This window comes from Yersinia sp. FDAARGOS_228, from assembly GCF_002073315.2.
Lineage (GTDB): Bacteria > Pseudomonadota > Gammaproteobacteria > Enterobacterales > Enterobacteriaceae > Yersinia > Yersinia intermedia.
The window spans coordinates 4,266,137-4,285,479 of sequence record NZ_CP020409.2; the positions used below are offsets into that span (position 1 = coordinate 4,266,137).

Below are 19,343 nucleotides of genomic sequence, written 5' to 3' on the forward strand. Positions count from 1 at the left end.
GGTTAGTCTCCGACTCGCTCAAAGATAGTCGGTTCAGGGTGCCAGCCAAGGGAAATGCCTTTTTCTGGCTGGCTACTGGAGTTGTAAGCATCATGCCACCACCTCCACACGCAGACCTTTAGCCGTGTAGCCCTGAACCTGCTTACCATTCACACGAACCCTCTTTTTAGTCAGTAAGCGGATGTGGTCACCGTATACATGAAGTAATTTTCCATCTAAAGCGACCTCGTTATAACCATATCGAGGCTTATGTGACACCTGCACAAATAGGCCACAAGCCTTGCTATTAGCGGGAACTGGTGCGACAACCCCCTTATCTTTGCCGGTTACTCGATACAACCAGAATCGTCCGTCTTTCCCTGTCAGCTTCCGAGTACGAACCGGCACATAGCCAGCTTTGTGCATGGCTACACTGAACGCTGAATCATCGGGATAATACTGGCGACGAATATTGGCAGGGACAGAAATAGCGAAACTTTGCTTAGTCCAATACTCTGTCCATTGATCTACAAACTCGATAGGCAAACCATTAACGTTAATACCGCTGAGTACGATTTTAGGCTGAGTTTGGGTACTGCCAATTAAGGCATTTAATTTTTTCATGTTTAATTACTCTTCGTTAAATCGTTTGGTGTCTGTAGCGACGGAAATCAAATATTGGATTAAACCAAATGCAAGTACACGCAAGTAATGCACACCCTATATGCTTAATTAGGCGACCTCCTTGCGGGATTCAGCAATGCGTTGGTTGATCCATTCGTCAATTTCGCTTTCAACGAAGGCAATAGCACGTATGCCGATTTTTACGGAAGTGGGGAATTTCCCATGGGAAATAAGGCGGTATATCCAAGCTTTGCTGTAACCGGTACGGCGCTGGACCTCTCCAAGGCGGATCAGTGAGTGTGTACTTTGTGGCATATAGCCCCCTGTATTAGTCTATTGAGGATGACAGGGGGATTCTCCGTTCAATTCTTGTTACTCGATAGATATGTACACAAAAAACATTCCTCTATGTTTTATGTCGCTATCAGTTTTCAGCGAGTTTCAGTATATCTGAAAATCTCATATTTTTGAGATACTCATTTTTCTTAACGAAAAAAATCATCTCCCGAAGGAGATCATTGCTAACTATCTTTTCAATAAAAGGTTTTACAGTATCTTTAATTTGAGAACTACTTATTACATCATAATCATATTCAGACAAGGGGAATAATATCCTTGCATACATCTCGTTACTGATCTTCTTTTTACAGGCCTTTTCCCAAATCATTAAATCAATAAATGGAATTACTTTGTAAGTTATTATTTTCTTTAAGGTAGAAAGTCCAACTCTATTTACGGCCCTATCTGGTTCATCAATACCAGACTCAACCCTCCAATTTTTTATCATTTCCTTGAATTCAGTAATCAATTCTTCATCAGAGAATTCTTCAAGGTTAAGTTTAATAACCACCTCTCCACTAAAACTCTCCCCTAAATAATCAACATTGGTAATTTCCCTACCAACATGTGTACCCTGAACCTCCACAAAACCGTTTTGGTTATCAACTATATAACCGTGTCGTCTTAGAGCGTTATAGTATGAAATTAAGTCACCAACCATAAATGGAGCGCATGCCAATCCAGAAGTAAATGGTTCATCCTTGGACACATTATGATAATCGCGAGAGACAATGGGCCATCCATTAAACTGCAATGTGATATCTTTGATATTTTCTTCAGTATCATTCTCACTCTCTGAACAACCTTCTCCAAGGTTATGTAAGTAGGCTGATAGTGAATTAATATGGCCTTTTTTCAAACCATCGATAAAACTTAATCTTGATTCATTCATTTCTTTAGCACGCATTAACGTGTCACTGTCATCACCTTCAAAGAGCAAGAAAATCCTGAACTCAATATCTTTCAAAATTTCATCTATTGTGAATTCCAATAACTCTTCATATCTTGATACATTAAACCAAGAAAGGATTTCCTGTGCCTTCACTCTAACCATAATGCTACCTCCCGCCCTCTTTAAATTAGGGACCATACCCGCCAGTAAAAATACTGGTTTTCGGAAACCGCCTAGACATAGCCTTATTCTCTTGAGGTCTACTATAAATCACCACTGTATACTCGTCCAGCATCCACCCTCCCCATGCGCAGCATCACTTCACATTTTCACATCAAACTGTAGTGAAAAATTTCGGCTTATCGATTACAGATTTAGGGTGATTTAGCTGAGAAAAAGCCAGGTTTTCGGGAGATAACGCGATTAGGGTCGGTTCAAATGGCCTAAAGTCGGTTCAGGGTCGGTTCAAAAAATGAATTAATTAACCTATAAATCAACAAACTAAAATATTGAACCGACTGAACCTACTGAACCGACCCTTTTTTATTCCTCACGGAAGAATTTTATCCAAAACTAATCTTTTGACTGACGTTCCAGGCTATCCATATAGTCGGCATACCACTGAAGCATTTCCCTGCGACCATCAAGATACTGAGCGTGATTATAGGTGCCACGAATGCTGTTCTTATCGACGTGGGCCAACTGTGTTTCTATCCACGCAGTATTAAACCCCTGTTCATGCAAAATGGTACTCATAGTGTGACGGAAACCATGACCAGTGGCTTTACCATGATAACCAATACGTTTTATGACCTGATTAATACTGGCTTCGCTCATTGGCTTTAAGCTGTCATTACGACCGGGGAATACCAGTTTAAATCGCCCAGTAATCTCATGTAATTGACGCAGTAATGCCAAAACTTGCTCTGATAAGGGAACCAAGTGAGGACGACGCATTTTCATTCTGGCGGTGGGAACTTCCCAGACGGCTTTGTCCAAGTCAAATTCTAGCCACTCAGCGGCCCGTAGTTCAGTTGTACGAACACCAGTAAGCATCAGTAGCCGTGTTGCTATTCGAGTGACTGTACTGCCACTATAGGCATTGAGAGCGTTAAGGTATGCGGGAAGCTCGTTAGCTAAGAGGTGGGGGTAATGCGTGTGCTTCTGAACCGCCAGAGCGCCAGCTAGTTCACTTGCTGGATTGTTCTCTGCCCTGCCGGTTACGATTGCATAACGGAAAGTTTGGCTGCATGCCTGACGGATCTTACGCATTTTATCGAGGACGCCGCGCTTTTCTAACTTGCGTAGGGTTTCGAGAATTTCTAGAGGTTTGATTTCGGCAATTGGACGTTTTCCAACGTAAGGGAATATGTCTTTTTCGAACGACTCCATTAAATCATCAGCATAACCTTTGGACCAATTGGGCCTTTTGTAGGCATGCCATTCTCTGGCTAGAGCTTCGAACGTGTTATCAATGCTGACTTTTCTGGTTTGTTTTTCTACTTTTTTTTCTTCACCAGGGTCGCCGCCCACAGCAAGTATACGCTTAGCCTCATCTCTTTTTGCTCTGGCTTCAGCGAGAGTGATATCAGGATAGACCCCAAATGCTAGCAATTTTTCTTTACCGGCGATCCGATACTTCAGCCGCCAACAACGTGAACCAGTAGTTTTTACTAACAAAAATAATCCACCTCCATCAGATAGCTTATAGGGCTTCTCTTTTGGCTTTGCAGTATCGACCTGTCGGGCGTTCAGTTTCATGTGGGGGTATCTCACTTCATTGAACCTAGACATACCCCCAATAGTACCCCCACTTTGTTGTTGATTGCAGTGGATGCAGGTAGACGTTGGGATGCTAGGAATTGTCAGAGAGGCTGATTATATAAGGGATTAGTAGACTTAGATAGACGTTAGAAGAGGTATAGATGGTACGCCCTACAGGATTCGAACCTGTGACCTACGGCTTAGAAGAACGTCGTAGTGCATATAACCCATTGTAAATACTGGCCTAATTTGCATTCACAAGCGACATTATGGCTAATAGTGACATACCAGTGACACTTCTTCGGCACTATAGATGCGTCACTAATATGTCACCCCACCTCGATAGGCATCCCTAGAAAACCACACAAACAATCAATCATGCTAAAAATAATCTCATAGTATTCCTAGCTTAATGGCTAGAAAATCATAACTATTCAAGTAATTTTAAAGTAAAATGCCGGAAATATTTACACTCAAATCTTGCGTTAGGATGAATGTTTGCCATGTCTTATAAAGTATTCAGGTATGATATCAATGCGCTAAGGGCAATAGCAGTAATTAGCGTTGTATTGTTCCATTTTTCATTTACTTACGTGAGGGGCGGATTTACAGGGGTAGATGTTTTTTTTGTCATATCTGGCTTTTTGATGACAGGAATAGTTCTAGATAAAATAGATAAAAAAGAAATAATTTCATTCTACATATCAAGGTTTCAAAGAATAGTTCCTGCTTTGCTTGTTGTAATTGCTTCTCTAATGATTTTTGGATATCTAACTCTTGGTTCTGATGGGTACAGAACGCTGTCTAAGAATGCATTATCATCAATTTTTTTCTTTTCAAATTACTACTACTCATATAATTCAGGGTATTTTGATCAATCATCTGATTCGAATTATTTGCTTCATACGTGGTCACTTTCAGTAGAATGGCAATTTTATTTATTGTACCCATTAATTATTTTTTTATCTAAAAAAGTTCGATTATCTCTTATTGGATTCATTTCTTTAATAACAATAATTTCTTTGTTATTTTGTTTATTTAAGTTATCAGCAACACAAGAGCAATCATTTTATAGCCTAGTAACCAGAGCTTGGGAGATGCTATCAGGTGGTATTGCATATGTCTTACAAAAACGAATACAAAAAATACATTATAATAAATTACTTAGTTATATCGGATTTGCTGTAGTTGTCATTTCAACTATGAAGATAACAAGCGCAGAATACTGGCCGAGTGCATATACATTAATCCCAGTATGTGGCGCAATCTTGATTTTGCTTTCAAATAACAATAGCTCAATTTTAATAACTAACCCGCTGCTTCAGTGGTTAGGAAGAATATCTTATTCTTTATATCTATGGCATTGGCCGGTTATAGTTGTAATGCATGGCTATGGCATTGAGTTTAATTTATTAAATTCTACGCTTGGTATTTTCGCATCTATAATTTTAGCTCAAATATCATATTCAATTATAGAGTCTAAATTCAACAAAAAACAAAACTTACAATTCAATGTAATTTGCTTTTCCATTGTGTCATTTATGGTTGTAGCTGTTTACCTCACAGATGGTGCTAAGTTTAGATTTTCAAAAACGCTTAGTGAGATTGCAGAATACAAAAATGATATGTCATCATGGAGGGGTGGGGAATGTTTCTTATCTCCAGAGCAAGATTACAATACATTTAAAAAGTGCAAAGACGAGATGAAATCAAGTTCTATTGTTATATGGGGTGATTCTCATGCAGCACAGATGATGCCTGGATTAAACAAGTATTTTGTGGGTGAAAATATAACTCAGCGCACCGCTAGTCTTTGTCCTCCATTAATAGGTCAGCCAACATTAGACAGACCGTTTTGTCAGGGTATTAACAAATATATAATATCTGAAATTGAGAAAAATAAACCTGAGATTGTAATACTATCAGCCTTGTGGTCTCAGTATGATGTAAGTACGTATCTTCCAGAAACCTTGAATTTTTTGAAAAGTGCTGGAGTGAAAAAGGTTATAATTATTGGGTCGGTGCCATTCTGGTCAGAACCTATACCAAGCTTAATCGAAAAAAATAAAATGAATAGTAGTGGTTATATTTCAAAGGAATTATTAGACAATATTCACACCACTAAAGGCAGTGATGAAGTAATAATTCAAAGTTTAAAAGGATTTAATGATGTTAAGTTTGTATCCGCTGTGGATGTTATTTGTGGGTTTTCAACCTGCAAAGCAATTGTTAATGCTGGGAAAGATGCTCCATTCCAGTTTGATAATGCACACATGACAACAGAAGGATCTATTTGGTTAATTGATAAGATTAAAAATAACATCAGGTAAAGTGACTATTTATATTTCTGGAGGGGTATATAACCCCTCCAATGTGTTTATTCTATTTAAACCGCCGTCCATATCCCATGCCATACTATTTGAGCACCTATAGTGGTATCAAAGTAACTATCCCCATAAAGTGCGTTTATTGGTCGCTGAGCAGTTGTTCCACTTTGTGGTGCTGGTCGCTCAAAACCAACTGATGATGTTCCAGATTTTGAGTATCGTTCATCATATAAAAGGTATGGTACTGAAGTATTTGATTGGAAAAATAACGCCCCAACATCGCCATTTGTCAATCCGATTGGTTTCGCAATAGTCGTAGATGTTTTGTTAATTTCAAGTTTAGATATTTTTGAATTAACCACCTGGACGTAACTATTTAATGAATCACTAACAACAGATCCAATTCTTATTTTATCAACTAATATAACTCCGGAACCTTCTACTCTTATAAGGTTCCCATATGCTCCAGATTCAGGACGTGAATTAATCCTTTTGAACTTATCAACGTTTAGCTCAACGCCTCCCTTTGGGTTTGGCATGTATACTGTTGTGCTATTTGAACAGTTATTTTCAGATATCAATCCAATATTTAGTAATGTTCTTGATCCTACAAATGTTATTGTTGGCCTGTTTTGACCATCAACATCTTCTTGTTTTCTAAAAACCTTACCAATTGTAATATCACTAAAAAGTGAAGAATTATTATTAGTGGTACTAATATGAACCATGCCAAATGTTGCACCAGAATAAGGTCGTGTTTTAAAGTTACAATTTATAGATCCTATGTTTATGTTTTCATAATGAGATCCAGAACCAAGCCCATAGTCATCAGCAACTAATGCGTATGCTGACACGTCACCAGAAATGCTATTTATGTTAACGTTGCGGATTGAAACATTAGCAGAAAGTAACCTGACCCCGTTTCTTGTTGAACCTTTTAGAATTATCTGGTCAACACATACGTCTTGGATTGGGCCAGTTACGTGCGCAGGAGTAAATACCCCTCCAAAATTTCCATCATCTGCATTTAACGCTAACGCATCATCATCTGAGTTATTGGCAATAATTGAACCAGCCTTAAACCCTAATGTGTACCCGTTAACATGCCAACCATCTTTGTTTGTAGATGGAATATCCACATCATTTTCTATAATTGATTTCTCAATATCGACATTTATACAATTGCAAACTAATGCATTAAATCTACGGGAATTTCTAAACGTTGTAACACCTTGGAAATTTAATCCATTGACACCAACAAAAGTCATTCCGATTTGCCATTCTCCGGTTGATGTGGTGTCAGCCTGGTTAATGCCATTAAAATCAAAAGTCCCACCAAATATTGTGATATTTTTATCAATCGGTGTTGAGCCAGCAAAAACTATATTCTTATTAGAAAATAATGGGACATTTGAGTTATCTTTAAGTTTAAGAGTGACATTAGGCATTATGATGGTTGTATTACTCCCAATCTTAAGGCCGCCAACAGTTATATTTGGAGTTTTTATTACAACTGGTACTTGTGCTGAACTAGCGTCATCTAATGCCGACTGTAACAGCTCAGTTGCATTGATAGATGTAAGGTCTCCATAGTCTTCAGCTTGAATAAATCCTCTTCCCCACAATAATTGCAATTCACTATGTACGGTTCCAACTCTTCCGTTGATTGACGATCCTACTAAAGCATCTCCCTCTCCATCCGCATTGCTGGATAAATTACCTCTTAATGCAGCATCACCGACACTCAACCACGCACCAATCCCAATACCACCAGATGTTTCAGGAGTAGACGCTGCCGGGACAACTTTAGGGAATGACCCGTCCCAGCGGTAATACTCACCATTACTTTCCCAGCGCAGTACTTGGCTGGAGTTATCTAGCGTAGCCCCGTCCTCAAACGAATCCATAGTAACAAAGCCAAATGCTTTAATGGCCTTTTCAATAATATCCCTCATCCCCTCAATAGTTAAATGTTCTCTTCCAAGTCGATCTGTGTATTTAAGTAAAAATGAGGTAACGAATTCGTCTATCTTTCCTGCGTTAAACTTTAAATCAACAGCAGCTTCGCTCGGTACAGGATTTTGCGTAGGTGTAGTAGTCATATTTTTTCCATAAAAAACCCAGCACATTGGCTGGGTATTATTGGTTAATGATGCTAATTATGAGATTACATAATCATGTATCTTGTCGCTATACTCGGCTAGCGTTAAGGATGTTGTCCCGTCGGTGTTTGGTGTCTTATCTGTTATTGTCCACTTCGTTAATTCTATTTCAGACTCAGCAGCAATAAAAAATCGCGAAGATGATTGAGTTTCATATCCATCCCATATATTTAAACTTACTTCTGGAATTTCAGCAGTAAACCCAAAGTCGGTATCCTCTCTTTTATGTGCAAGATACTTTCCTGTTGGGTATCCCATGCTATCTGTTATTACGACGAATAATGGACTTGAAGAAAATTCTATTCTTTCATTGGTGTCAAAATCATTACCTTCGCGCTGTACGATATAACCTTGCTGGTGAAGCTCATCGTACATATCAGGAACCTGAACCATATCCCCAAGATTTACCCACTCGCCGTCAGACATCACAGTTGCTGTCATCGACATCCTTGAGTAGATTAACCGCCTCGCCTCCTTATTGGCCCTGTCTAAAGCCTGAAACCGATTCCTGACATACAATATATCAATCTGCTTCCCTTTAACTGGAGTTCCTTCCGTGACAACGCCATCCACTATCTTCATACGGACAAAATCTTGTTTATTCGTTGTCGGGTTCCGATACTTAACAACAACACCGTCATAAGTCCCTGGTAGTGATATATCGTAACTAAGCGAATAGTTATCTGGCTTCATGTTCGATGTGGTGAACACTGTCGCCGGGTAAATCTTTTTCTCATCACGTGTAAATGATAGAACGCCACTATTTCCATAGGCCGTCACCGTAGCCGCATCGCAGATTATTTTTATGCGCTCACCAAGCGATGCATCCTCATCATCAAATGTGAAGTCAAAATAGCCCAGCCTTGGATCCGATAGAGAATCAGATATCTCATACAGTCCATCTATATCAATTGATGATGGATCCTGACTGCCTACGACTATCCAGTTATGAAGAACTATGTCAGCAAAGCTGCGACTCGCAGACTCTACATAATTAATAGTTTTTGTTGTTCGGTTATAAGAGATAACGTGGCGATAGATCATCGCATTGAATTTTAGCTGCCTGGATTGGGTTGCGTTTTTCGTCCCCCGTATTTTGATTGTTATGATTGTATCTTCTGGATAGATAACGTTATTTCTGATGTTTATCCCTTGGATTGATTCAACTATTAATCTATTTGAATCTGAGCTGTTATCTGGTCGCTGAAACTTAATTGCGTACCGACCAATCCCGGCAGCAGGGGTGATTTTAACCGTCTTGTATATACTATCGCTCTTGCCTGTTGAATTTGATAGTGTTGATTGCATGGCACCTTCAGTGCCGGGGATTTGCACATTATCATCATCGACCTTAACCCAATTTATATTTACGTTGGCAGAGGAATCATTACCAAGGTCAGCTTTTAAGTTAACCCAAAGCTGTGATGAGGCTATTGGCGAATACATCGGCCCTACAATCAGCGCTTCATTATCATTTATTGTGAAAAGTGTTGTATTAACTACTGTTGTTGCAGGTAACTGATCATAATCAGAACCACCTAATCCTGAAAATGTGAAAACATAGTAATAAATTGGAGAGATGACAGCCCCATTATCGGTTGTCTGCGCCCCGGTAAGGTTAGCGCTTAATGTCACGTTTCTGGTTGTACTTCCTGATGCTGTGGGATAGGTTACGTTCAAAATCACAGTTACAGCATGCGGCTTTTCTAAATCATAAAAGTAATCAAAATCGCTATTCTTGACGATCTTAACTACAGCTTCATTTCCTGCAATACTGCCTGAAACAATTGTATTGGTGGTTGCTGTTTCTGCTGGGAAATCTGATGATTCGTTAGCACCGGGTATTTCCTGCCCATCAACATCATCAAAAAGTATCGGTTCAATGATTTGTGGGATTGTTTCACCTGGTTGGTAAATTTGGTAAGACGAACCAGGCATTGAACCAATATTTGATTCTGAATACCTGATAGATGAAATTGTGTATTTCCCTAATCCGAAGTTCATCCATTGAGTAACGTACTGGTCATTACTGATATATTCAGTAAGCCCGGACTGAATAAGGTCAGGGAACGATCTGATTAGTCCAAAACTATCCGGCCTTGCCTCTCCGTTTCTTGCGGTATTCGTTTGAGCCTTAATGCTGTTGTTTGTTGACGTTTTTGAATTTACATCAGCAGCAAATGAAGCTGACGGGGTTTTAATTAAGAATCCGAGGATTTTCTTGGTAAATTTTATCGGGTTGAAGTGCTCCAAGGGGTTTAACAGCGTCTTGAAAAGCCCCCCTTTCGGTTGGTCAATGATGGTTAATACGTCATGCTCACCAAGCGGATATGAAACATCAAAGTCATCATCGAGGATCACGCCGTTCAGCAAAAAATAGGCATCATGGAATAGGTTTACTTTATCAATCACTGACTGGATGCTATCACCAGCATTAGCAGATATGGTTTTGTTAGGCACGCCGGGTATTGCCGTAATTTTAACTTTCGGCATATTGATAAAACTCCAATTTAGTATAAACCCGCTCAAAGACAGTCAGCCTGTCAAGTCGCGTAGCACTTGACTCACCACGACTATGAAGCACCCTATTACCGATAAGAATACCAACGTGAACCGGCTGGTTACCGTAATAGGCAACAACCATCCCATTATCTACCGCAGAATTTGCAAGCCCCCATTGCTTAATGACAATTGAGAAGCACTGGCCAAATTCAGAATTATTTAGATAGTCATCAATAATAGGGATATCTATATTCATAACGTGCTTGTAATAAAGGACGACCAAGCCCCAGCAATCACATTCCTCAAACGTGTAGGCACGGTTAACCCACGGAACGCCAATCATCCGTTTAATAAAGTCTGATTTATTCACGTTATTCTCATTAGCCGATAAGAAAGGTCGAGTGATTAGATGTTAATTAGCCCTGGGAAATCAGTTGTGTTGTAAAGCTTTCCGACATTGTTAACCATCGGATTTTTAAGCGCGATGGTCGCCGTTACGTCATTTTCATCCATGGATATATCTTTAACAAACAGTGACCAGGTACTAATTGCCACTGTCATGTCGATAGAATCCCATTTTTGATATACAGCCGTAATGGGGATCATCCGTTGTGCTCCTGTCCATCCCTTAAGTCCTTGCTTTATGTCTTGAGCCACACGACTCAGCTTCACTGCACACTGGATGATAGGGATGTCGCTTTGTTCGCTTTCAGATACTTCCATCCGGCAGGGTGAATAGACTTCCCCTCCGAGCGTTTTTTGAAATACCTGATCAGCGACGAGGCGAACCTGTTCGAATACCGGATGTGTAAACTTAAGCGTTATATACATCACCCGGTTAGGTCGATGAGAAAGGTACTCTCTTAGTCCTGGCATTATTCGCTCCGGGGTAATGTTTCTGTAACGATGACATCCAGCCAGCTCCCCCATGGGGCTGGAAGCTCGATAATTACGTCATCAAGGTCATCATCAGCACTGATTATCTGCTTGGCCACTACATTTCCAGTCCACGTAAAAATACTGCCGCTCTGGTTAAACTGTGGGTAGCTAGTGAAGTGCAATACTTGCTCTTCAACTCCTGAATCACCAGTACCGGTAGAAACTTTTAGCCGAAACCAGCGATTACAGTTATCAAGGTAATTAGGGCTTCTTAGCCACTGGTAAAAAGCCCTGTGCTGAGCAGTAGTGCAGATAAACGTAACCGAAAACGACGCTTTTAAATCATCGGTCAATTTCTGGAAGATTGGCGCGCCAACCGTGGGCTGGTCTGTCCTGAACCCTGTATCTTTGGTTATGTTCTTACCAGATTTTTGCGCAAGTGGAAGCCAGTCAGGATATTCGATAATCATCCGTTAGCTCTCCTTGACGCCGTGGTGTTTCTGGTGATTGATTGGGACATTGGGCCACCTTCTTCAAGGTCAGAAATGAACGCGGTAACGGTGAGATTGTTTCCGCTCATTGATGACTGGGCATCGAATGATTTTCTACCTGTGGATTGGTCGATAAACTGAATGGAAACGTTAGGAGCAGAACCGCTACCTTGCATATCCTTGTTGCTTATTACCTTGCCATTGTCGCCTGGGATCATGTACTGCTTGCCGGTACCCGCTTGGTAAATCTCAGGCATACCTCCCTCACCGACTTGGTACATGCTGCCAGCGCTAACCGGTCCACCATTCTTCCGTTTACCGGATAAACTTCCACTTAACGCCATTGCTGCTACAACAGCACCGATACCGATAGCGGCGGCCCCACCAAATGACCCTATGGAAGCAACGATAGCTGCTGGAGTCCATGCTGTGGTTGTTGCTGCTGCTGAAGATACACTCGCTGCCGTGGTTGTCGCGGTTCCTGCTACGGCCGCTGCAGTTGTCGTGGCTGTGGCTGCAACTTGAGCTGTAGATCCAGTAATTGCAGACTTAACCCACTCAATGCCCATCTGAACAAAACCATTAATCAGGCTATTAAGGGCATTGCTAGCAAGAGAACTCATTGCCTCCTCTGCCGTCATGCTTTGGGTAATGATTCCAGTAAACGCATTTGACGCATTACCAGCCAGCGAATCAAATGCTGCTGCCAGAGACTCATTTCCTACGCTTTGATTACGGAATATTTCCCATTGGGCCGCTATCCTTGCCTGCTCGTACTGGGTATTCGCAGCATTCATTAACGCCAACCCATTAGCTGTTATCACGCCCTTCTGCGTTTCAAACTGTTGGATTAGTGCCAGCTTCTTGGCGTGCTCATTTGCCAACGCTTGAATAGGATCAATTTTGGCTAAATTCTCCTGCTGAGGCGTTACTACTGATTTAGCATTAGCTTCTGCTATCTTGCTAGCGTATTCGCCAGCAATCTGTAGCCTCCTCTGCTTGTAGGTATCCTCATCTATCAGTTTGAGGTCTAACTGGCGTTTGGCCTGCGCTAAGTCCTCATCGCGAATTCTAGTAAGGTTAGTGTTGGTTTCTTGTGCAAGAGCGGCACTCCTGTCCTTCTTCTGCCGCTCTATTTCAAAGATTTGTCCTGCTTGTTTTCTTGCTGCCTCAACTTGTTTCGGTGATGCGCTAGCACCCAACTCTTGCACTGCTGCTAACTGAGCCGCTTCCTTTCTTAACCCCTTAGCCTGCAATTCAGCAACTGCCATTTCATTGCTTAAATCCTGCAATGATTTAACACGGCGCTTCTCTGCTGCTTCGGCGGCGGTTTCTTCCTTAGCTGCTGCGGCAGTTTCTTTCTTGGTATTCTTTTTTGCTTCGCCTAAATTGTATTCTTCAACCGCTAAATCTTGTGTTCTTTTAATGGCCCTGTCGTCAGTGACTCCAGCGTCTTCAGCAGCGTATTGAGCCTGAAGCTTTGCCCTTTCAGTGCCCTCTGCTTTCGCTAATGCAACGCGACGCTCCGCCGCCTTAATTAGCTTTTGCGAGTCATCACTAAGAGGCTTCGTTAGTGATACGGCTTTGTTATATCCAGTTACTGCATCTGTTGAGACGCCAAAAGCGCTGGCAACTTTATTTTGTATTCCAGCAAGAACGCCACCTTTTTCTATTGCCACGTCAGTCGCAGTAGCATTGTTCCGCATCGTTGTGACGTACTGCTCGGTAATGATCGATAGGTTTGATTGAGTTGAGGTCAATTTATTTTGTGCGCTCTCATACTCTGCCGACTTTTTGGCGACCTCATCCGTAAGTTCTCTGGCCTTGGCCTGTGCATTGCTATATGCCCAAGATCCTGCTGTGGAGTTCTCCATGGCTGAATTAGCGTTATATAGCTGGTTTTTTAACTCGGCCAGTTCCAATGAAAGCTTGGAGGCATTCTCTGTTTGGGCGGTTAATGATTGGTTAGTTTCAGCAATAGTGGCGCGTAATTGTACGGCGCTCATTTCTTTCATTTTGCCAATAACACCATCCAGGGAATCAGCGAACTTAATTGATTCTTCTCTGGCTTGAACTGACGACTGATAGAAATAAAATATTGCAGCGGCTGCCAAGGTAGCTAATCCTACCGGCCCACCTACCAGAGCCAGCGCTCCACTGGCAACCTTTGCGGCAACTGCTAGAGCGCCTTGCGCGGATGCTGCTGCATAGGCGGTAGCCGCCAACCTGACTTGTGATGATGTCGCCAGAACTAGTGCAGATACATATCTGGAACCCACTACAGCAGCAACAACACCGATAATATTGGCAATTGTCCCAAGGTTCTCGCTGAGAGCGATCACACCCTGGTTGAAAATATTTAGAGCAGTATTAACCGATGATGACTCACCGATAAACTTGGTGATGTTATTAGAGGCAACTGTAAATGCCTGACCCATAGTGAGAACGGTATTTCCGAACTCTTTGGCAATCGCATCGCTTTGTTTCAGCAACCCATTAACAACAACATCGGTTGTTAACTTACCTTCAGCCGCCATCGCTCGGAGCTGGCCAACTGTAACACCGAGAGAATCAGCCAGAGCCACAGCCAACCGGCTGCCGTTCTCTGAAATGGAATTGAACTCTTCCCCACGTAGTACGCCAGAGGCTAATGCTTGCGAGAGCTGGATCATGGTCGAGCTAGCTTCTTCTGCTGTTGCGCCAGAAACTACCAGCCCTTTGTTAATCGTGGTTGTTAATTTGGCTAGGTCTGCCGTACTGGTTCCCGCACTTCTCGTGGCCCTTTCCAGTCGCCCGTATAGTGTGGCGGTTGCCTCAAGACCGGCGCGTGTATCCTGAGAAATATCAAATACACGATTGGTTACGGTGAATAAATCTTCATTAGCCCTTACTGCGTTTACCAGCTTGTTGCTGACAGTAACCCACGCATTACCATATGCAGCTATTTGCTGAACAGAAATAGCCGCTGATAGTGCGGTAGCAACACGGCTTAATGAAAGAAATGATTTCTCCGCCCGGTCTACAGATTTTGCTGTTGAATTGAACTTCCCCTCCATCTGATCAAGGCGGTTATTCACTTGCTGCTGGGAAGTGATCAGCTTGCCGACTTCCATCTCAACCTGATAAACGATATTGCCGACCTGATTGTCGCTAGCCATTCTATTCTCCGGGCAATAAAAAACCCGCACTAGGCGGGGTCTGGTTATAGGGTGAGATTTAGGTAATAAAAAACCCCGCATTAGCGAGGATTATTGGATGGTTAATTAGAACTATAACTTTAGGCTTCTAGATTGAAATGAAATAAATGTTTTTGAATCTGTGGTTGCCATGAATTTTCTTTCACCAGACAACTCAGCAATAAATGTAACATCTTTTTTATTACCACCAAGCAAAACTCCTGCAATTAATCCTACAGGTCCCATTAACACCCCACCAATAACACCCCATCCCATAGCACCACCGACTTTCTTGACGCTATCCTCTGAGGCGACTTCAACAGTAATTACGTCTGTAGGAAGTACAATGTCTCCAGACACCTGGTACCATTTCGTTTTTATAAAAAGACTTCCTGACGTAATGCTCATTTCCTCATAGGGAAAGTTGGCAGCATGAACCTTAATTTTTGCCATTTTTTGCGCTCTATCCATAACGGTTCGTTACATGATAGCAGGGAGATGGTGCAAGGCAACGCAAAACGGTGGGATATATTATGCTGCTTTCTTGGCTTTTTCTGCGGCTATTCTTTCTTCTCGCCGCTTAAAGTAATCATCGCGAACAGTGTCGTATTCTTCCCGTGTAAATCCTTTCTGATCTGGGTATTTGGCGTTAAGCATTAACTGAAACTCAGTCATTGTTAACAGCTCTGCCTCTGCTCGACTTATTCCAAAATGAATCCTTGCTGAGTTGATGTATTCAATAGCCCGGAACTCGTTAACGTAACTATTAGTTTCAGCTCGTTGAGGCTTTCTTATTTTTGCCTTACCCATCACGCCATGCTCAATTAGCGTGTGGGCTATCAGAATTATTTCACCGGTAGACATGCTTCCGCGATGATATATCACACCTTTTTTACCCACTCTCCACTCACCGATTAACGGGGTGACATCTTCATCACAACATGACTGCATCACGTGCATAGCAGTGGATAAAATCTTTCTTCCATAGGCTGGCTTGCGCAGTGTTTTAATGAGCCATTCGGGTGTTTTCCCATAGCTATCCTGCGCCATGGCTATCACTTGAGAGACCTCATAGCCGTTTAGATTGGCATAGGCCTCAACAATATCTACAGGGCTTCCAATGCGAGACATGGACGTGAAAGATGGACGAAAAAAGTAATCGGTATATCTGTCGGAGATTAATATCTCTCCTATCTCTACCATTGGGTTCATAGGATTCTCCATAGTCATTATCAAGGGCGACACTCGCCGCCCTTTGGAATAACTACGCGGTAACAGTAGCCGTATGGGTTGCGACGAAGTTGCCATCTTCGGTAGAAATGACGATTTGGGCGGATCCGGTAGCAACGCGGGTAACTGTCACAACATTACCGACTGCCGCCGCCGTTGCCTTGGTTGCATCAGTTGTTGCCACATCGAATGCTTTATTAGTCGCGCCAGAAGGCAGCACTGTGACAGTAAAGGTGCTAGAACCACCTGCCGCACCAGTGCTTGTAGTTGGGGTTAACGTCACGCCAGTAACCGGTACAGTGTCAATAAGCGTAACTTCTACAGTATCACCATCGGAAACCTTGAACTCAGTTGAGAAAGTTACAATATCGTTAGTGCCGCCATCAGTGCTCAGGGCGGTAGTAACCATATAACCAACAAATTCAATCGGCCCAATAACAACACGCACCCATAAAGTAGGCTGGCGCTTTGCATTCACTTCATCGACAAAATATTTAAAGAATTTGCCAAAGCCGAATTGGTCGAGAGAGTCTTTCTTTCTGACCTCCCCCTCAAAAGAGATAGTGATATCAGCGTTGGTCACCGCACTTTCAACCCAAGCGCCCTTATCATCTGCGTCAGAGGTTACCGTGTTCGGCGATAAGTCAGCAGTCTTAGACGTGCCGGCCGCAAGCGCTTTCCAGTCCTGTTCGGTCGGTACGGTGTCAGCACACCCTAGCGCAACTTCGAGAACGACGTTTTTACCGACCAGTAAGCCGGAATCGTTACATCCTTCCATTGTATAGCCTCTTATGGAATTGAAATAAAAAACGGCCCAGAGGCCGCCAGGGAAAATCAGGATATGATTTCGAAGCGAAGCCGGATAATAGTTCGGCCCTCTTCGGTGGGGATTGGAGTTGGGAATCCGCCAGTGTTGGCAATAAAGTTGAGCGCATCGTCATCGGAGTTATTAGTGACGAACTCCATAATTGTCTGCGCCTGGGTGATCGCCGGTGCCGGGTCATTCTTAGCGCTGATAATGTTAACCAGCACATAATCGTAAGCACCTAAGCATCGATACCGCGCTGTGCCTCCATCTGGTTGCACAACTATGTATTTCATTGCGCCAGTGTCAGTTTTCTGCTCTTCCCAGTATGCAAGCTGCACCTTATAACCATCAGTCAACCCGGCTGACTCCAGCCAATCAGATACCTTTTCAAATATCGTCATAGGGACATTTCCTTTTTGACTGCGGCGTCAATTTGTTCTTTGGACTCACGAAATCCATCTTTCAAGAATTCCTTTTTTGCAGTAGAGCGACGGAAAACTTGCTTTACAGTAGGGTCATGCACATACATGGCATAATTTGCCGAGTAACCCACCCGTCCAGTTAATCGAGTGCCTTTCACAATTAATTCTCGAAATTGGCTATTGATGAGCGTTGAGGTATCAATCGGGGTATAAAGCGCAGCCAGGGAACTGCCAATTATCATTGCTGACTGGATAGCCCTAGTTGCTTTTCGCCCCTTAATCTCGCCAACCAATACAGCAAGCTGTCTTTGTGACTCACGAATGCCAGTTACCTTGACCTTTGCCATATCAAACCCCGGTAGCCAATTCGTAATCGTCAATCAGGCGTTCGAAAGTGTCAGCATCTCTGCCAACGGCAATAATTGAGTCAGCATCTGCGATAGGGGCTAAATCTGCATAAGCACCGATGGCTATCATGTCGCCCTCTTTCGCATCTGCATACTCAGTCCAGAAGTACAACTTGACGGAGATTTCGTTGCCTATCACGTTAGATTTACGTTTACTTCGGCTGCCATAGTCACAATCAATAACAACCGGTGCGCCATAGGTAGGCTTGTTCCACTTATCCGTCCCAGTAATGGGCCAAACAGTGGCTTCAGCTGTGTATGACCATGAGGCTAGTGATGACATAGCTACCTCCTACGGCGCGGCTACTCGCTCAATCTCAAACCATTCAATATTGAGCGCGTTTACTTGCTGTCCATTGCCGACAGGAACAAACAGCCCAACGGTATCGCCTGATTCAAGTTTCAGGTAACGTTCAATGACAAGCGCGGCAACAACCTTTTTATTAAACACGCGAACTTCGCCATCGACTCTGTACACAACATTCACATTTAGCGCGGTTATTCTTTCCATCACACTTACCCTCTCCACTTCACGATTGTGGGCTTCTCCGCCGCAATCTTCCGGCAAAATAGAAACCACTCGCCGCCTTTCCTGATGTAAGCCGTAGTCTGTTTGCCGCTATCGGTTAGCACCCAAACGCGAATAAGTGGCTTCGGCAATCGGTCAGTGACAGATATCCAACCCATTACTTACTCCCGCACATGCAGCCGCCCTTGCCAATCCAAACCCCAGCAAACGCTGTATTGTTTGGGTTAGGTGGCGTTATGGCAGCGGCGCAACCATGCTTATCAAGGCCTCTTAGTAATGAGAGAGAGCCATTCCACCGGTCAGCGAATGATTGATATCGAAACGAGCGCGACGCACCAGACGGGGCTGTTTGAGAGCTGATGTATTTATCGCCCTGCCCCAGCCCCATCAATCCGAGCAGGTAGAGCTGAATAAGTAGCGCTGTTGATGCTGGGTAATGTTCATCCAGGCATTCCTGAATGCTATTAACCTGCTCAATAAGCGCCTGTAAAATGAAGTCTGGAAGAGTGATACCAACCGTCTCCAGATACTGTTTGGCCTGCTCGAGGGTCACCATGACTCACTCCAGAATAAAAACCCTCCGAAGAGGGCATTAAAAAAGCCGCTCAAATATGGCGGCTTATTCGTCTTCTTTTTTCTGCTTGCCTGGTTTGGGTGATTTGGCCCCTGGCGTTGCTGGTGATAACTCACCTTCACCGCCGACCTTTCTAACGTGACTCTGCAATGCAGGGTGCAAGCTATCCAAATCAATTACATCACCAACAACGACCCCATTCCACGCTCTAACTACTTCGTACTTTGGCATGAGCCAC

General features: G+C 42.8%; 21 protein-coding genes. 1 reads left to right on the forward strand and 20 read right to left on the reverse strand.

Annotated elements, in window-relative coordinates:
* Positions 1–90: 90 nt before the first annotated feature.
* From A6J67_RS19945 to A6J67_RS19960, 4 genes are all read right to left on the reverse strand, one after another.
* Positions 91–603: a hypothetical protein gene (locus A6J67_RS19945; RefSeq protein WP_032898475.1), complete on the reverse strand. Its 513-nt coding sequence runs from the start codon at positions 601–603 to the stop codon at positions 91–93.
* 108 nt (positions 604–711) lie between these two features.
* The gene (locus A6J67_RS19950) at positions 712–918 is read right to left on the reverse strand and encodes a helix-turn-helix transcriptional regulator (RefSeq protein ID WP_049602767.1); all 207 of its coding nucleotides are present in this window, start codon (positions 916–918) and stop codon (positions 712–714) included.
* A gap of 109 nt (positions 919–1,027) precedes the next feature.
* Positions 1,028–1,996, reverse strand: coding sequence for a DUF6387 family protein (locus tag A6J67_RS19955; protein WP_125461932.1), 969 nt, complete (start codon positions 1,994–1,996; stop codon positions 1,028–1,030).
* Between the two features lie 411 nt (positions 1,997–2,407).
* Positions 2,408–3,595 (reverse strand): tyrosine-type recombinase/integrase, encoded by a 1,188-nt coding sequence (locus A6J67_RS19960; RefSeq protein WP_005182448.1) that lies wholly within the window; start codon positions 3,593–3,595, stop codon positions 2,408–2,410.
* 506 nt (positions 3,596–4,101) lie between these two features.
* Between A6J67_RS19960 and A6J67_RS19965 the strand changes: the two genes are divergently transcribed.
* Positions 4,102–5,928, forward strand: coding sequence for an acyltransferase family protein (locus A6J67_RS19965; RefSeq protein ID WP_192945342.1), 1,827 nt, complete (start codon positions 4,102–4,104; stop codon positions 5,926–5,928).
* Between the two features lie 56 nt (positions 5,929–5,984).
* On the opposite strand, the gene A6J67_RS19970 is transcribed toward A6J67_RS19965, so the two are convergent.
* From A6J67_RS19970 to A6J67_RS20045, 16 genes are all read right to left on the reverse strand, one after another.
* The gene (locus A6J67_RS19970; protein ID WP_080608359.1) at positions 5,985–8,027 is read right to left on the reverse strand and encodes a hypothetical protein; all 2,043 of its coding nucleotides are present in this window, start codon (positions 8,025–8,027) and stop codon (positions 5,985–5,987) included.
* Between the two features lie 57 nt (positions 8,028–8,084).
* Positions 8,085–10,580 carry a host specificity factor TipJ family phage tail protein gene (locus A6J67_RS19975; RefSeq protein ID WP_226967863.1) on the reverse strand — a complete coding sequence of 832 codons (2,496 nt, stop codon included), beginning with the start codon at positions 10,578–10,580 and terminating at the stop codon, positions 8,085–8,087.
* Positions 10,567–10,959, reverse strand: a complete 393-nt coding sequence (locus tag A6J67_RS19980; protein WP_080608360.1) for an NlpC/P60 family protein — start codon at positions 10,957–10,959, stop codon at positions 10,567–10,569. The genes A6J67_RS19975 and A6J67_RS19980 overlap by 14 nt, the downstream gene beginning before the upstream one ends.
* Before the next feature lie 35 nt (positions 10,960–10,994).
* Complete coding sequence (locus tag A6J67_RS19985) at positions 10,995–11,465, reverse strand: DUF1833 family protein (RefSeq protein WP_080608361.1); 471 nt, start codon at positions 11,463–11,465, stop codon at positions 10,995–10,997.
* Positions 11,465–11,938, reverse strand: coding sequence for a hypothetical protein (locus A6J67_RS19990; RefSeq protein WP_080608362.1), 474 nt, complete (start codon positions 11,936–11,938; stop codon positions 11,465–11,467). Before A6J67_RS19990 ends, A6J67_RS19985 begins: the two co-directional genes overlap by 1 nt.
* Positions 11,935–15,117, reverse strand: coding sequence for a tape measure protein (locus A6J67_RS19995; RefSeq protein WP_192945343.1), 3,183 nt, complete (start codon positions 15,115–15,117; stop codon positions 11,935–11,937). Before A6J67_RS19995 ends, A6J67_RS19990 begins: the two co-directional genes overlap by 4 nt.
* 111 nt (positions 15,118–15,228) lie before the next feature.
* Entirely contained in the window at positions 15,229–15,588 is a 360-nt protein-coding gene (locus A6J67_RS20000; protein ID WP_080608364.1) for a hypothetical protein, read from the reverse strand.
* A gap of 78 nt (positions 15,589–15,666) precedes the next feature.
* Complete coding sequence (locus A6J67_RS20005; RefSeq protein WP_080608365.1) at positions 15,667–16,347, reverse strand: DUF6246 family protein; 681 nt, start codon at positions 16,345–16,347, stop codon at positions 15,667–15,669.
* A 52-nt stretch (positions 16,348–16,399) separates the two neighbouring features.
* On the reverse strand, positions 16,400–17,143 hold the full coding sequence (locus A6J67_RS20010; RefSeq protein ID WP_080608366.1) for an Ig-like domain-containing protein: 744 nt from the start codon (positions 17,141–17,143) through the stop codon (positions 16,400–16,402).
* A 56-nt stretch (positions 17,144–17,199) separates the two neighbouring features.
* Entirely contained in the window at positions 17,200–17,574 is a 375-nt protein-coding gene (locus A6J67_RS20015; RefSeq protein ID WP_077174374.1) for a hypothetical protein, read from the reverse strand.
* Positions 17,571–17,942, reverse strand: coding sequence for a hypothetical protein (locus A6J67_RS20020; protein ID WP_080608367.1), 372 nt, complete (start codon positions 17,940–17,942; stop codon positions 17,571–17,573). Before A6J67_RS20020 ends, A6J67_RS20015 begins: the two co-directional genes overlap by 4 nt.
* A 1-nt stretch (position 17,943) precedes the next feature.
* A complete protein-coding gene (locus A6J67_RS20025; RefSeq protein ID WP_080608368.1) occupies positions 17,944–18,285 on the reverse strand; it encodes a hypothetical protein in 342 nt (113 codons plus the stop codon).
* A gap of 9 nt (positions 18,286–18,294) precedes the next feature.
* Positions 18,295–18,582: a hypothetical protein gene (locus A6J67_RS20030; RefSeq protein ID WP_192945375.1), complete on the reverse strand. Its 288-nt coding sequence runs from the start codon at positions 18,580–18,582 to the stop codon at positions 18,295–18,297.
* The gene (locus tag A6J67_RS20035) at positions 18,519–18,689 is read right to left on the reverse strand and encodes a DUF551 domain-containing protein (RefSeq protein ID WP_080608370.1); all 171 of its coding nucleotides are present in this window, start codon (positions 18,687–18,689) and stop codon (positions 18,519–18,521) included. Before A6J67_RS20035 ends, A6J67_RS20030 begins: the two co-directional genes overlap by 64 nt.
* Positions 18,689–19,087, reverse strand: a complete 399-nt coding sequence (locus A6J67_RS20040; RefSeq protein ID WP_080608371.1) for a hypothetical protein — start codon at positions 19,085–19,087, stop codon at positions 18,689–18,691. Before A6J67_RS20040 ends, A6J67_RS20035 begins: the two co-directional genes overlap by 1 nt.
* 63 nt (positions 19,088–19,150) lie before the next feature.
* On the reverse strand, positions 19,151–19,336 hold the full coding sequence (locus A6J67_RS20045) for a hypothetical protein (protein WP_049556430.1): 186 nt from the start codon (positions 19,334–19,336) through the stop codon (positions 19,151–19,153).
* Positions 19,337–19,343: the final 7 nt, after the last annotated feature.